This window comes from Serratia ficaria (assembly GCF_900187015.1).
GTDB lineage: Bacteria > Pseudomonadota > Gammaproteobacteria > Enterobacterales > Enterobacteriaceae > Serratia > Serratia ficaria.
The window spans coordinates 2,990,150-3,003,854 of record NZ_LT906479.1; the positions used below are offsets into that span (position 1 = coordinate 2,990,150).

Annotated in this window: 16 protein-coding genes; 6 read left to right on the forward strand and 10 right to left on the reverse strand. The window is 61.2% G+C overall.

Annotated elements, in window-relative coordinates:
- Nucleotides 1-60 precede the first annotated feature (60 nt).
- The 4 genes from murJ to rimJ form a co-directional block, all read right to left on the reverse strand.
- Nucleotides 61-1,596: a murein biosynthesis integral membrane protein MurJ gene (gene murJ, locus CKW09_RS14180; protein WP_095097888.1), complete on the reverse strand. Its 1,536-nt coding sequence runs from the start codon at nt 1,594-1,596 to the stop codon at nt 61-63.
- A 104-nt stretch (nt 1,597-1,700) separates the two neighbouring features.
- The gene (locus tag CKW09_RS14185) at nt 1,701-2,621 is read right to left on the reverse strand and encodes a Gfo/Idh/MocA family protein (protein ID WP_061794566.1); all 921 of its coding nucleotides are present in this window, start codon (nt 2,619-2,621) and stop codon (nt 1,701-1,703) included.
- Nucleotides 2,614-3,258 (reverse strand): YceH family protein, encoded by a 645-nt coding sequence (locus CKW09_RS14190; protein WP_061794567.1) that lies wholly within the window; start codon nt 3,256-3,258, stop codon nt 2,614-2,616. The genes CKW09_RS14185 and CKW09_RS14190 overlap by 8 nt, the downstream gene beginning before the upstream one ends.
- 8 nt (nt 3,259-3,266) lie before the next feature.
- The gene (gene rimJ, locus CKW09_RS14195; protein WP_061794568.1) at nt 3,267-3,851 is read right to left on the reverse strand and encodes a ribosomal protein S5-alanine N-acetyltransferase; all 585 of its coding nucleotides are present in this window, start codon (nt 3,849-3,851) and stop codon (nt 3,267-3,269) included.
- A 345-nt stretch (nt 3,852-4,196) separates the two neighbouring features.
- Here rimJ and mdtH point away from each other — a divergent pair, with 345 nt between their 5' ends.
- The 5 genes from mdtH to CKW09_RS14220 all read left to right on the forward strand — a co-directional run bounded on the left by mdtH (nt 4,197) and on the right by CKW09_RS14220 (nt 8,899).
- On the forward strand, nt 4,197-5,402 hold the full coding sequence (mdtH, locus tag CKW09_RS14200; protein WP_095097891.1) for a multidrug efflux MFS transporter MdtH: 1,206 nt from the start codon (nt 4,197-4,199) through the stop codon (nt 5,400-5,402).
- A gap of 83 nt (nt 5,403-5,485) precedes the next feature.
- Nucleotides 5,486-5,734, forward strand: coding sequence for a hypothetical protein (locus CKW09_RS14205; protein ID WP_061794570.1), 249 nt, complete (start codon nt 5,486-5,488; stop codon nt 5,732-5,734).
- Between the two features lie 116 nt (nt 5,735-5,850).
- Nucleotides 5,851-6,498 (forward strand): glutaredoxin 2, encoded by a 648-nt coding sequence (gene grxB, locus CKW09_RS14210; RefSeq protein ID WP_095097894.1) that lies wholly within the window; start codon nt 5,851-5,853, stop codon nt 6,496-6,498.
- Between the two features lie 37 nt (nt 6,499-6,535).
- Nucleotides 6,536-8,176 carry an ABC1 kinase family protein gene (locus tag CKW09_RS14215; protein WP_095097896.1) on the forward strand — a complete coding sequence of 547 codons (1,641 nt, stop codon included), beginning with the start codon at nt 6,536-6,538 and terminating at the stop codon, nt 8,174-8,176.
- 159 nt (nt 8,177-8,335) lie between these two features.
- Complete coding sequence (locus CKW09_RS14220; protein WP_061794573.1) at nt 8,336-8,899, forward strand: lipoprotein; 564 nt, start codon at nt 8,336-8,338, stop codon at nt 8,897-8,899.
- An 85-nt stretch (nt 8,900-8,984) separates the two neighbouring features.
- Here the strand turns inward: CKW09_RS14220 and yebF are convergent, their stop codons facing one another.
- From yebF to cspE, 5 genes are all read right to left on the reverse strand, one after another.
- Nucleotides 8,985-9,344, reverse strand: a complete 360-nt coding sequence (gene yebF, locus CKW09_RS14225) for a protein YebF (RefSeq protein WP_061794574.1) — start codon at nt 9,342-9,344, stop codon at nt 8,985-8,987.
- A 70-nt stretch (nt 9,345-9,414) separates the two neighbouring features.
- Nucleotides 9,415-9,723, reverse strand: a complete 309-nt coding sequence (gene yqfB / locus CKW09_RS14230; RefSeq protein WP_061794575.1) for a N(4)-acetylcytidine aminohydrolase — start codon at nt 9,721-9,723, stop codon at nt 9,415-9,417.
- A 39-nt stretch (nt 9,724-9,762) separates the two neighbouring features.
- Nucleotides 9,763-10,086: a YebG family protein gene (locus CKW09_RS14235; protein WP_095097899.1), complete on the reverse strand. Its 324-nt coding sequence runs from the start codon at nt 10,084-10,086 to the stop codon at nt 9,763-9,765.
- 89 nt (nt 10,087-10,175) lie between these two features.
- Nucleotides 10,176-11,558 carry an ATP-dependent RNA helicase DbpA gene (gene dbpA / locus CKW09_RS14240; protein ID WP_061794577.1) on the reverse strand — a complete coding sequence of 461 codons (1,383 nt, stop codon included), beginning with the start codon at nt 11,556-11,558 and terminating at the stop codon, nt 10,176-10,178.
- A 147-nt stretch (nt 11,559-11,705) separates the two neighbouring features.
- Nucleotides 11,706-11,915 (reverse strand): transcription antiterminator/RNA stability regulator CspE, encoded by a 210-nt coding sequence (gene cspE, locus CKW09_RS14245; RefSeq protein ID WP_061794578.1) that lies wholly within the window; start codon nt 11,913-11,915, stop codon nt 11,706-11,708.
- A 272-nt stretch (nt 11,916-12,187) separates the two neighbouring features.
- On the opposite strand from cspE, the gene purT reads away from it, so the two are divergent.
- The gene (purT, locus tag CKW09_RS14250) at nt 12,188-13,366 is read left to right on the forward strand and encodes a formate-dependent phosphoribosylglycinamide formyltransferase (protein WP_061794579.1); all 1,179 of its coding nucleotides are present in this window, start codon (nt 12,188-12,190) and stop codon (nt 13,364-13,366) included.
- 33 nt (nt 13,367-13,399) lie between these two features.
- Here purT and CKW09_RS14255 read toward each other — a convergent pair whose 3' ends face one another.
- Nucleotides 13,400-13,642: a YoaH family protein gene (locus CKW09_RS14255; RefSeq protein ID WP_061794580.1), complete on the reverse strand. Its 243-nt coding sequence runs from the start codon at nt 13,640-13,642 to the stop codon at nt 13,400-13,402.
- Nucleotides 13,643-13,705 lie beyond the last annotated feature (63 nt).

A 13,705-nucleotide genomic window follows, 5' to 3' on the forward strand; every position in this document is an offset into this window, starting at 1 on the left:
CAACCTGCGCTGAACACGAAAAAGGCCGCTTATGCGGCCTTTTTTATGCGAATGCCTGAATCAGACCACCCGGCGAGCGAAGTCGCGCGGACGGAACCCCAGCCCCCCCAGCACGCCGAAGTAGGCGACCACCCCGGCAACCACCACGGCGGCCAGGCGCAGCAGGCGCTCCAGCATATTGCCCTGATCCCAGGCCGGCATCAGCCACATCAGGCCGACCAGCACCGCCGACATCACCAGCACCGCCACCACCAGCTTGGCCAGGAATAGCGCCCAGCCCGGCTGCGGCTGGAAAATCTGCTGTTTGCGCAGCTGCCAATACAGCAGCGAGGCGTTCAGACAGGCCGCCAGACCGATCGACAGCGCCAGCCCGGCATGCTTCAGCGGGCCGATGAACGCCAGGTTCATCACCTGGGTCATGATCAGCGTGATGATGGCGATTTTAACCGGCGTTTTGATGTCCTGACGCGAATAGAAGCCCGGCGCCAGCACTTTCACCACGATCAGGCCCATCAGCCCCACCGAGTAAGCCACCAGCGCGCGCTGGGTCATCGCCGCGTCGAAGGCGCTGAATTTGCCGTACTGGAACAGCGAAACGGTCAGCGGCTTGGCCAAAATGCCCAGCGCGATGGCGCTCGGCAGCGCCAGCAGGAAGCACAGGCGCAGCCCCCAGTCCATCAAGCGGGAATATTCGTCGTGATTGCCGCTGGAAAAGCTTTTCGCCAGCGACGGCAGCAGGATGGTGCCCAGCGCCACCCCCAACACGCCGGAAGGGAATTCCATCAGGCGGTCGGCGTAGTACATCCAGGACACCGAACCCGATACCAGGAACGAGGCGAAGATGGTGTTGATGATCAGCGAGATCTGGCTGACCGACACCCCGAGGATCGCCGGCCCCATCTGGCGCATCACGCGCCATACCCCGGCGTCGCCCAGCTTGAGGCGCGGCAGCACCAGCATGCCTATCTTGCGCAGATGCGGCAGTTGGTAGCCCAGCTGCAGCACGCCGCCGAGCACCACCGCCCAGGCCAGCGCCAGCACCGGCGGGTTGAAATAAGGCGCGGCGAACAGCGCAAAGCCAATCATGCTGACGTTGAGCAGGGTCGGCGCGAAGGCCGGGATGGAGAAACGGTTCCAGGTGTTGAGGATCGCCCCCACCAGCGACGCCAGCGAGATCAACAGAATATAGGGGAAAGTGATGCGCAACAGCGCCGAGGTCAGCGCGAACTTGTCCGGCGTGTCGACAAAGCCCGGCGCGGTGATGTAGATGACCCAGGGCGCGGCCAGCATGCCCAATATCGTCACTACCGCCAATACCAGCGTCAACAGACCGGACACATAGGCGATAAAGGTGCGCGTCGCCTCTTCGCCCTGCTGGCTTTTATATTCGGCCAGGATCGGCACAAAGGCCTGGGAAAACGCGCCCTCGGCAAAGATGCGGCGCAGCAGGTTGGGCAGCTTGAACGCCACGAAAAAGGCGTCCGTTGCCATGCCGGCCCCGAAAACGCGCGCTACGATGGCGTCACGCGCAAAACCCAGCACCCGTGAAAACATCGTCATTGAGCTGACGGCGGCCAGTGATTTTAGTAGGTTCATGTGGTTTTCTGATTATGCCTAAATATCGACGCCTGCATCAGCAGGCGTCAGCGAAACAACCGGGTAAGTTTACGTATCCGCGGCAGAATAGCTACCGCCATATGTTACATAGAGTTATCCCGCAACAGCCGCTCGATCACCCGCTGGGCGGCGATCGCCTGCTCACCGCTGGTTTCCGGCGCGCTCTGGTTGCCGACCGAATCGAGGAAGTGGCGGATGGCGCCGTCGAAACCGCGCTGCGCCAGCGTGGTCTGCCAGCCGGGGGCCGGCTGCTCCAGCACGCCACCGCCATCTTCACGCAGCCATTGGCGCATGTCGTTCAGCTGATAAACCGCGCCGTCGGTCACCGCCTGCACGCTTTCGCGCTGGCTGCCGCCGCGGCGATGCATGCTGGTGGTCACCAGCGTCTCTCCGCAGGCGAAGTGGTGTTCGGCGTACAGCATCTCGCCGGCCTCATTGGCGCGCAGGCGGCCGCTGAGCAGCTGCTGCTGGCCGCCCGCCAGCCACAGCGCGGTATCCACCACGTGCAGATAATCATCCAGCAGGGTGAAGCGCAGATCCTGCGGGCCGACGCTGTCGGCGCGGTGTTTGTCCATGCGGATCGAGGCCGGCTGAGACATGTGCCGTTTGAGCTGCAGGTACAGCGGCGCAAAGCGCCGATTGAATCCGACCATCAGGGCTTTGCCCCGTTTCTCGGCCAGCTCAATCAGCCGCTCGCCCTGTTCCAGCGTCTCCGCCAGCGGTTTGTCGACATAGACATGCACGCCCTGCCGCAACAGTTCGTCGATCACCTGATAATGGCTGGCGGTGCTGCTGTGAACAAACACCGCATCGCACTGCCCGGCCAGGGTGTCGAGACGGGGGAAACACGCCATGCGATAGCTGTCGCACACCGGCTGCGCCTTTTGCTGATTGGGGGAAAAACCGCCCACCAGCGTCCAGTCCGCCGCCTGGCTGAGGATGGGCAAATAGGCCTTCTGCGCGATGCCGCCCAGCCCCACCACGCCAACGCGTAATTTAGTCATGCGTCCCCCGCGCCAGCAGCTGCTGCAGCTGCCGTTTCAGTTCGGCGACGTCGTTTTCCAGCGCGCCGATCCGGGCGCTCAGCTCGCCCTCGTCAGGCGCCGCGGCCTCCGGCGGCGCCTCATCTATCTGGCCGCTGAACAGATGCATAAACCGGCTCTCGCGCTTGCCCGGCTCGCGGGCCAGGCGCACCACAAAGGGGCCGTCCTCACGCGCCGTCAGCTGCTGCAGCACCTGCTCGACTTCGCTGACCTCGCTGAACTCATGCATGCGATGGGTGCGGGTGCGCAATTCACCGGGGGTTTGCGCGCCGCGCAGCAATAACGTGGCGATCACCGCCAATTCGGCGGGCGACAGCTTCAACTGGCCGAATTCGGAATTGCAAAACCGCTGCTCGTATTTCACCACCCGGTTGCCGAAACCGCTCAGGGTGCGCAGGAAATGTTTTCTCAACAGCAGGTCGAGCAGTTGCTGCACCTCGCTTTCCGTCAGATCCATCACCGGTTCGCGGTTGGTCTTCTGATTGCACGCCAGCGTAATGGCGTTCAGCGACAGCGGGTATTGATCCGGCGTGGTGACCTGCTTTTCCAACAGGCAGCCGATTACCCGGGCTTCTTTCGCGCTCAATTCATATTTCATTACTGGCCTCAGCGTGGCGGTAGCCATTCTTTATTGGTTAATGCCGTCAATACGTGATCCTGCCACTGCCCGTCAATCAGCAGATAATCCTTGGCGTAACCTTCGCGTTCAAATCCCAGACGGCTCAGCAGCGCGCCGCTGCGTTGATTGTGCGGCATGTAGTTGGCCATAATGCGGTGCATGCGCTGCTGACGCAGCATATAGCGGATGGCGGACTGCAGCGCCTCGTACATCAGCCCCTGCCCCTGCCACTTTTCCCCCAGCGAATAGCCGAGGAAGCAGGCGTGAAACGAGCCGCGCAGCACGTTGCTGAAGTTCGCCACGCCGCGCACTTCCTGCTCCTCCGGATCGAGCAGGATAAAATAATAGGCGCTGCCCTGCTTTTGCATTTCGGTGATCATGCCCAGCCGCGCCTGCCAGCCGGAGGGGTAGCAGTGGCTTTCATCGCGCACCGGTTCCCAGGGTTTGAGGAACGCCCGGTTATCGGCATAGTATTCCGCCAGGCGATAAGCATCCCGTTCATGGACTAAACGGACCACCATCCGGTCGGTAGTAAGACGTACTTTTGGTGATGCAGAGCGGTAGCCGAACATCATTTCCCCCGCGGTCAGAACGGTTCGATAAGAAGTATTTATTGGGCGCGCGTCCGGATAATTATCCTGTGGCGATTTTATCCTGAGAGATTATTTCGCAGCCACCGGCGCAGAACCGCACTTCCCCTCAATTAATATAACCGTAGCCTGCCCCTGAGGTAAAATCCCGGTCGCTCAGTAAATAGGCGATTAATCATTTTACGGCTATTTTCAGACGTTTTTGTCGTGCAGGTAACGTCTTGACGATAAAAAAATATTATCTAGCGCGCCCCTATCAGCAGCCCGGGATCGGGTAGAGAATGGAGATGCAACCTTCCTCTCCTTGTTAATTGCTCATGGTGAAGCATGTCTCTGGTATCGCAAGCTCGGAGCTTGGGTAAATATTTCCTGTTACTCGATAACCTGTTAGTGGTTTTAGGCTTTTTCGTGGTCTTCCCGCTTATTTCGATTCGCTTTGTCGATCAGCTCGGCTGGGCGGCGCTGGTGGTCGGGGTGGCGCTGGGCCTGCGTCAGCTGATCCAGCAAGGGCTGGGCATCTTTGGCGGCGCGATCGCCGACCGCTTCGGCGCCAAGCCGATGATAGTGACCGGCATGCTGCTGCGCGCGGCCGGTTTCGCCACCATGGCGATGGCCGATCAACCCTGGTTGCTGTGGTTCTCCTGCGCGCTTTCCGCCCTCGGCGGCACGCTGTTCGACCCGCCGCGCACCGCGCTGGTGATCAAGCTCACCCGTCCGCACGAACGCGGCCGTTTCTATTCACTGCTGATGATGCAGGACAGCGCCGGCGCGGTCATTGGCGCACTGCTCGGCAGTTGGCTGCTGCAGTATGACTTCCACTTTGTCTGCTGGGTCGGCGCGGCGATCTTCGTGTTGGCCGCCGGCTGGAATGCCTGGCTGCTGCCGGCCTACCGAATCTCCACCGTACGCGCGCCGATGAAAGACGGCATGATGCGGGTGCTGCGCGATCGCCGTTTCCTGACCTACGTGCTGACGCTGACCGGCTACTACATGCTGGCGGTGCAGGTGATGCTGATGTTGCCGATCCTGGTCAACGAAATCGCCGGCTCGCCGGCGGCGGTGAAATGGATGTACGCCATCGAAGCGGCGCTGTCATTGTCGCTGCTCTATCCGCTGGCGCGCTGGAGCGAAAAACATTTCCGGCTCGAACAGCGTTTGATGGCCGGCCTGCTGCTGATGACGCTGAGCCTGTTGCCGATCGGCCTGGCCAGCAGCCTGCAAGGCGTCTTCGTGCTGATCTGCTGCTTCTATCTCGGCTCAATCATCGCCGAACCGGCGCGCGAGACCCTCAGCGCTTCGCTGGCCGATCCGCGGGCGCGCGGCAGCTATATGGGGTTCAGCCGGCTCGGCCTGGCGCTGGGCGGCGCGCTGGGTTACACCGGCGGCGGCTGGATGTATGACTCCGGCCGCACGCTGAACATGCCGGAGCTTCCCTGGCTGCTGCTCGGCGCGGTCGGCTTCATTACGCTGCTGGCGCTTTATTGGCAATTCAGCCCGCGCCGCGCTGCGCCGGCGGTGCTGCCCGGCGGCTAAATTCTGCGCTAAGTAGCCAGAAAACCAGCCGAATTTCCTGCAGCTGCTATCCTGTTAGTAAAAACATCAACGGGAGACCCGCCATGACCGACGAAACGAAATTACCGCAGCTGCTGGAGCACATGGTATTGAACCTGCGCATGATATATGCGCGCGCCACCCTGGTGGAAAAGGCGCTGGCGCATATCATTGCCGAAAATGACGGCCTGAAGAGCGACATCATCAAACAGCTGCAGGTCGTCAACGCCGCCAACGAGCGCGACAAGATCGATTTGGAGCAGGCGCGCATCCACCTGATCGACGTGTTCAACTCGGTGCCCGCCAAGAAATAACCTCCCGCCCCGCGCACTGCGCGCGGGTGATCGCATCATCCAACAAGAACACTCCGCGACAGCGTCGATAAGCTGTGGTAACTATTGCTGTTAAAACCTGACAAACCGGAGCAAGCATGAAACTGTTTATTTACGATCATTGCCCATTCTGCGTTAAAGCCCGCATGATTTTTGGTCTCAAACACCTTCCTGTCCGCCTGGTCACCCTGCTCAACGACGACGAAGCGACCCCGGTCGGCATGATCGGCCAAAAGATGGCGCCCATCCTGCAAAAAGACGATGGCAGCTATATGCCGGAAAGCATGGATATCGTGCACTATATCGATCGTCTGGACGGCAAGCCGCTGTTGACCGGTAAAACCAACCCGGCCATCGCCGACTGGCTGCAGCACGTTGGCGGCTACACGGCGAAATTACTGCTGCCGCGCTTTGCCCACGCCGATTTCGAAGAATTCGCCACCGACGCCGCGCGCCGCTATTTCATCAATAAAAAACAGGCGTCGATCGGGGATTTCAACCAGCATTTGGCCAACAGCGCCGATCTGATCGCCGAACTGGAGCGCGATCTGCAACGGCTCTCGCCGCGGGTGGTTTCCGCCGAGGCGGTCAACGGCGAGCTGTCCGAAGACGATATTCATCTGTTCCCGCTGCTGCGTTCGCTGTCGATCGTCGCCGGGCTGGCGCTGCCGGAAAATGTGGAAGCCTACCGCAACCGGATGGCGCAACGCAGCGACATCCCGCTGCTGTTCGATATGGAACAGTAATTTCGCTCAGGCGACAGAATAAGGACATGGCGCGCAGATGCTGAAAATGGTTCTGGTTACCGCCCGCGATCGCGCGCGGCTGAAAGAGATTTCATCGGTCTTGATCCGCTACGGCCTGCAGGATGTCATTCGCCTGCTGGGCCTGGGCTCGTTATTGAACGGCACCGGCGGCGATGCCCCGCGCGCCGGCGACCAGACGATGCCCGAGCGGCTGCGCGCGGCGCTTGAAGCGCTGGGGCCGACCTTCGTCAAATTCGGCCAGATACTGGCCACCCGTTCAGACCTGCTGGATCAAACCTGGACCGATGAGCTGGATCGCCTGCACAGCCAGGCGACGACGCTGCCCTGGGAAACGCTGGCGCCGCAGATCGCCGCGGATCTGGGGGACGATCCGCATCGCCTGTTCGCCGAATTCGACCGCACGCCGCTGGCCGCCGCCTCGATGGCGCAGATCTATCGCGCCCGCTTGCACAGCGGGGAACCGGTAGTGGTAAAAGTGCTGCGGCCGGGGCTGGCCAAAACCATCAATGCCGATCTGCGTCTGCTGGCCTATCTGGCCGAAACCGCGGAACAGCAAAGCCCGGCGCTGGCTCGCTATCGCCCGCGGCAAATGGTGCGCGCCCTGGCGACCGCCCTCCAGCACGAGCTGGACCTGACCCACGAAGGCAATAATTGCGATCGGGTCGCCGAACGGTTCCGACAGCAGCCCGAGGTGGCGATCCCCAAAATTTACTGGCAGTGGTCATCGCCGCGGCTGCTGGTGCAGGAGTTTTTGCCCGGAACGGCGCCGGAAAGCCCGCAGCAGCTGGCGACGGCGGGCTTTGACGGCCCGTTGCTGGCGCGCCGCGGCGCCCAGGCCTTCATGAAAATGGTGCTGGAGCACCGGCTGTATCACGCCGACCCGCATCCCGGCAACGTGATGGCGCTGAGCGGCAATCGCGTGGGCTTTATCGATTTCGGCATGGTGGGGCAGCTTTCCGAACGGCGGCGCAATCAGCTGTTCCTGCTGTTGCAGGCCATCGCCGAACGCCAGTCCGACGGCATCGTCAATACCCTGATCGCCTGGTCGGACAGCGAACCGCTGGACCTGATGGACTTGGAGCTGGCGGCGCAGAACTTTCTCGATAAGCAGGCTTCCGCCACCCTGACGCTGGGCAAGGCCCTGACCGACCTGCTGGTCATGGCGCGCGAGCATCAGCTGGCCCTGCCGCCGGATTTGGCGCTGCTGTTCAAGGCGTTGATCACCGCCGACGGCGTGCTGCACCGGCTCGATCCGGCCTTCGACATCATCGCCACGCTGAAGCCGATGCTGCAACAGGTGATGCTGCAGCGTTATGCTCCCGCGGCCATTCGCCAAAGGATACTGATGCTGGGCGGTGAAGCGCTGGACGCCGGCGAAGAACTGCCGCAAACCCTGCGGCTGCTGATGCGGCGCCTGAAGCAGGGGCAGCTCAACGCCGAGATCAACGTCAGAAACCTCGGCCAGCTGAGCAAGGCGCTGGAACGCGCCGCCGTGACGTTGGCCATCGCCATTGTCACCGCCGCCTTTGCGCTGGGGCTGGCGCCATATCTGATGCATTCGTCGCTGCGGCTGTGGGGCGTGCCGCTGTTTCCGCTGCTGGGCGGGTTGGCCTGCCTGGCCGGCGTGCTGGTGCTGGCGCTGCGCCTGCGGCGCTGACAGTTTCGGTGTTATCCGATAGGTACGGCGGCGATTCGCGCGCACTATCGGCATGTTCAAGGCCCGATAGCCGTATCTTTCCGCGACGGCGAAGGTTTATAATGATAAATCAATCAATTATCTGCAGCATTTTTCGTTGGCAGTAGCTATGAGGCACAAATGAAGAAGATTCTGATGGGCGTAGCCGCCCTGGTGTTCGCCGGCGTATTGGCCGGTTGTAATCAACTCACCCAGTACACGCTCAGCGAGCAGGAAGTGAATGATTACCTGCAAAAGCACAACGATTATCAGAAGCAGATCGGCGTGCCTGGGCTGCTGGACGCCAATATCGTGCTGACCCAGCTGCAGAGCCAGATTGGCCGCAGCGAGCCGGGCAAAGTCACCCTGTCGGGCGACGCCAAGGTCAACATTACCTCGATCCTCGGCCCGCAGACCGCGGACCTGAAGCTGACGTTAAAAGCGCAGCCGGTCTACGATCGTGAAAAAGGCGCCATCTTCCTGAAAGACATGGAGCTGACCGACTACAGCGTGCAGCCGGAAAAAATGCAGACGGTGATGAAGGCGCTGACCCCTTACCTGAATCAGTCGCTGAAATCCTACTTCGACCAGAAACCGGCCTACGTGCTGAATCCTGACAACAGCAAAACCGAAGCCCTGGCGAAGAAGCTGGCGAAAGGACTGGAAGTGAAACCGGGCGAGTTGGTGATCCCGTTCAGCGACTGAGCCCCCTGCCTTTCACTGACAAGCCCGCTGACACAGCGGGCTTTTTTCTTGGCCCAGCCGCCGGGGCTGGGCAACGGCGACGGGATTACTGGGGAGCGCCGTAGGTGATTTCGCCCGAATTGCAGTTGAGCGTGACATGGTAGGTCGTATCCAGCCGGGTGCCGCGCACCCTCAGCGGAACCTGCCAAACCTGATCCTTGCCGCTGATGGCGTCGGGGCTAACCCAGGCTATCGGCGTGGCGGTGCCGAGCAGCTTTTTGTCCGCTTCCCAGCGCGTAATGCGGTTTTGCAGAAAATCGCGCTTCACCTGGGCTGCTACCTCCGCCGGCTGCAAACCGGCGCACTGCGCCACCTTGGCGGTGCGCTGTTCCTGCGCCTGCGCCGCCGTCGACAAACCAGCCATGGTCAACAACGCAATGGCCAAACCCAATCCCGTTTTGTTCATATGCCCTCCAGTTGTGATTGACGCTATCCAGGGGCGCCGGCCCCGGGTTCACAGGCGGACGGGCGGAGGATCAGCGTTTGGCAAAAGTGATGACAAACAGCTCATCCACCCCGGGATAGATTTCCTCGATCACCCGCTTCAACTCGCCGAGCGACATATTTTCCTGCTGTGCATGTTGTTCCGTCAGCGCATCCAGGCGCACCGGCGCCACCGACGACACCTCGATAAAGCAGAAAAACTCGCCGTCTTCGTTACGGCTTACCCGCAACACTTCACCGGGATGAAAGTGCGATTCGCTGGCGTCCCGAATGGTGATGGTTTTGAGCCCGGCCAGGATGTCTCGCTCAAAGCGGCTGAAGAAGGTTATTTCACGGCTCATTTTAGATCCTTTTTCATCACAACACCGCAACATAAGTCATTATGCCGCCTGCTTTTCTGACGCAGACCCCTCTTTTGGGTCAGCAAGGTTTTTTTCCGCTTTCGCTTTAGCCGGCTTTTTGACGCTTTCCGGCGGCGCCGCGCCGCGCAGGATCTGCGCCAGGGCGTCTTTGTTCTCAGCCAGGAAGAAGCCGAGGCCTTCGCGCTGCTCGTCGTCCAGACTCAGCGGCGCTTGCTGCAGCCAGTCGCCGAGGTTGTCGGCCAAATCCAGCATCTTGTCGTAGGCGTCGGCTTCTTTCTTGCTTGCGAAAGTCATTTTTTCCTCACCGTTTCTCACCACCACATATTTTACTTCAACCGCCATGCGTGCGTCCTCAAAGGTACGAAATTACTGTACATAAAACCAGTATAAAATGATTTCAGGCGGGGAGCAAGCCGCTCCCCGACCCGGCGTTATTTCAACAAACGCACCTTGCAGCTTTTGCCTTTGATTTTACCCTGCTGCAGCTGTTGCATCGCCTTACGGGCGCTGGCCTTGCGGATCGCCACGTAGGCATGCACCGGGAACATGTCGATCTTGCCCACTTCCGCCGCCGTCAGGCCGGCGTCGCCGGTCAGCGCGCCCAGGATGTCGCCGGGGCGAATTTTCGCCTTGCGGCCACCGTCGATGCACAGCGTGATCATCTCGGCTTCCAGCGGCGTATTGGCCGCCCCGCTCAGCTCAGACACCGGCGCCCAATCGACCCGCAGCTGCAGGTATTCCTCGATGGCGTGCGCACGCGCCATTTCCTGCGGCGTGCACAGGCTGATGGCCCGGCCGCTCATGCCGGCGCGGCCGGTGCGGCCGATGCGGTGAACGTGCACCTCCGGATCGAACGCCAGCTCGTAGTTAACCACCAGCTCCAAATCCTTGATATCCAGCCCGCGCGCGGCGACGTCGGTCGCTACCAGCACCCGGCAGCTGCGGTTGGCGAAACGCACCAGCACCTGATCGCGGTCGCGCTGTTCCAGATCGCCATGCAGCGCCAGCGCGCTGATGCCACGCGCCTCCAGCGCTTCAAACACGCTCTGGCAGTCGCGCTTGGTGTTGCAGAACACCACGCAGGAGGACGGCTGAAAATGACGGATCGCCGAAACCAGCAGCGCCGGGCGCTGATCGCGGGTGGTTTCGTAAAAGCGCTGCTCGATGGTCGGCAGGTCTTCGTCACCGTCCACTTCCACATTCAAAGGGTCGCGCTGCACCCGCGCGCTGATGCGCTCAATGCCGGTCGGATAGGTGGCGGAAAACAGCAGGGTCTGACGCTGCGGCGGCGTATAGCCGATCACGTCGTCGATGTCGTCGGCGAACCCCATGTCCAGCATGCGGTCGGCTTCGTCCAGCACCAGCACCTTCAGTTCATCCAGCACCAGCGTTTTCTTGCGCAAGTGCTCCTGAATGCGGCCTGGCGTGCCCACCACGATATGCGGCGCATGCACCAGCGAGTCGAGCTGCGGGCCCATCGGCTGGCCGCCGCACAGAGTCAGTATTTTGATGTTCTGGGTGAAGCGCGCCAGGCGGCGCAGCTCTTTGCTCACCTGGTCAGCCAGCTCGCGCGTCGGGCACAGGATCAAGGCCTGGGCGGCGACCTGGCCGACGTTGATTTTGTCCAGCAGGCCGATGCCGAACGCCGCCGTTTTACCGCTGCCGGTTTTTGCCTTGGCGCGCACGTCCCGCCCTTGCAGGATGGCGGGCAGCGCGGCGGCCTGCACCGGCGTCATTTCGGCATACCCCAGTTCGTTGAGGTTGGCCAACTGTGCGGCTGGCAGCGGCAGGGAAGAAAAAGAAACTGTGCTCACGGCGATAACTCTTATATGGCGAATGGAATGGCGGCGCGCCCGCGGGCAGGCGCCGAATCAACCGCAGATGATAACAGAGATAGGCCGGGTTACGGGCTTCAGGCATAAAAAAACCCGCCGGCGGCGGGTTTTTCGGCAGCGGCGTCGTTAAATGGCGACGACGTCGGCTGCGGCCGGGCCACGTTGGCTGTCCTGGATGGAGAACTCGACCTGCTGGCCTTCCGCCAGCGTTTTGAACCCCTCGCTGACGATAGCGGAGAAATGAACGAAAACGTCCTTGGAGCCGTCGGCCGGGGTGATGAAACCGAAGCCCTTGCTTTCGTTGAACCATTTAACGTGACCGGTGATCTTAGCCATTTGTCTTTCCTTTACTTGATAAACCTGCCTTAACGGCACTCAGGCGCGAAAGCCCTAGCATATGTAGGCCTTCTTTCGCCGTCGATCATTAACGCATAATCATCTGTACGGAGCAAATGTTTTTGTTTGTTATAAAAACAGCGAGTTAGCAATTCCCCTTGCGCCGTTCCAGCCGTTTTCCCTTCGCTCGGCGGCTGCATGCGCAATCGTTTTCGTATATACTCGCCGCCGATTGTCAGACCGCTCAACTTTCACGATCCAGGTACGAGACTATGTTAACGATTGGAACCGCCCTGCGCCCGTCCGCCACCCGCGTTATGCTGCTCGGCTCCGGCGAGCTGGGTAAAGAAGTCGCCATTGAATGCCAGCGCTTGGGGCTGGAAGTGATCGCCGTCGATCGCTACGCCGACGCGCCCGCCATGCATGTGGCGCACCGCAGCCACGTCATCAATATGCTCGATGGCGCCGCGCTCAAGGCACTGATTGAACGGGAACGCCCCGATTACATCGTGCCGGAAATAGAGGCCATCGCCACCGACATGCTGGTTGAGCTGGAGCAACAGGGCCACCGCGTGGTGCCCTGCGCCGAAGCGACCCGCCTGACCATGAACCGTGAAGGCATTCGGCGCCTGGCGGCGGAAACCCTCGGCCTGCCCACCTCCCGCTATCGCTTTGCCGACGGCGAGGCCGATTTCCATCAGGCGATAGCGCACATCGGCTATCCGTGCATCGTCAAGCCGGTCATGAGTTCGTCCGGCAAGGGGCAAAGCCTGATCCGCGGCCCGGAGCAGTTGAAAACCGCCTGGGATTACGCCCAACAGGGCGGGCGCGCCGGCGGCGGCCGGGTGATCGTCGAAGGTCTGGTGAAGTTTGACTTCGAGATTACCCTGCTGACGCTCAGCGCCGTGGATGGCGTGCATTTCTGCGCCCCTATCGGGCACCGCCAGGAAGACGGCGACTATCGCGAGTCCTGGCAGCCGCAGTCGATGTCCGATCTGGCCCTGAGCCGCGCCCAGGCTATTGCGGAGCAAGTGGTGAAGGCGCTGGGCGGATTCGGCCTGTTCGGCGTAGAGCTGTTCGTTTGCGGCGATGAGGTGATCTTCAGCGAGGTGTCACCGCGCCCGCACGATACCGGCATGGTGACGCTGATTTCCCAGAACCTGTCGGAATTCGCGCTGCACGTTCGCGCCTTCCTCGGCCTGCCGGTTGGCGCAATCCGCCAGTTCGGCCCCTCCGCCTCGGCGGTGATCCTGCCGCAAATGACCAGCACCGACCTGCGTTTTGGCGGCCTGGACCGCGCGCTGAGCGGATATAATCAGCTGCGCTTATTCGGCAAACCGGAGATTCAGGGGCAGCGCCGCATGGGCGTGGCGCTGGCGACGGCGGAAACGGTGGAACAAGCGGTGGAAATGGCCAAGCAGGCAGCCGCTGCGGTCACGCTCGAAGGGTAATGTCAGCGGGCCGGTTTTCCGGCCCTTTTGACATCAATAGTTTTCGTCTTCTTCATCGTTGTCATCGGCCTGCTCGTCGGGCCGTGCTTCATACTCTTCTTCATCTTCGTCATCGAACAACGCCGAAACCGGGTCACCCTGATGCTTTTCGCGGATTTCCTGCGCGACGCGGGCGATGGCTTCACCGCTGCTCATGCCCTGTTCCATCAGTTGATGAATGCGCTCCGCCGCTGCCTGTTGCTCTGCGTGGCTCAGTGATGGCATACCTGCAAGCATGTGTTTTTCTCCAGCAAAATGGAGGGGGAGTATACGCCTTAAAACGGCAGATCCCAATGCTTG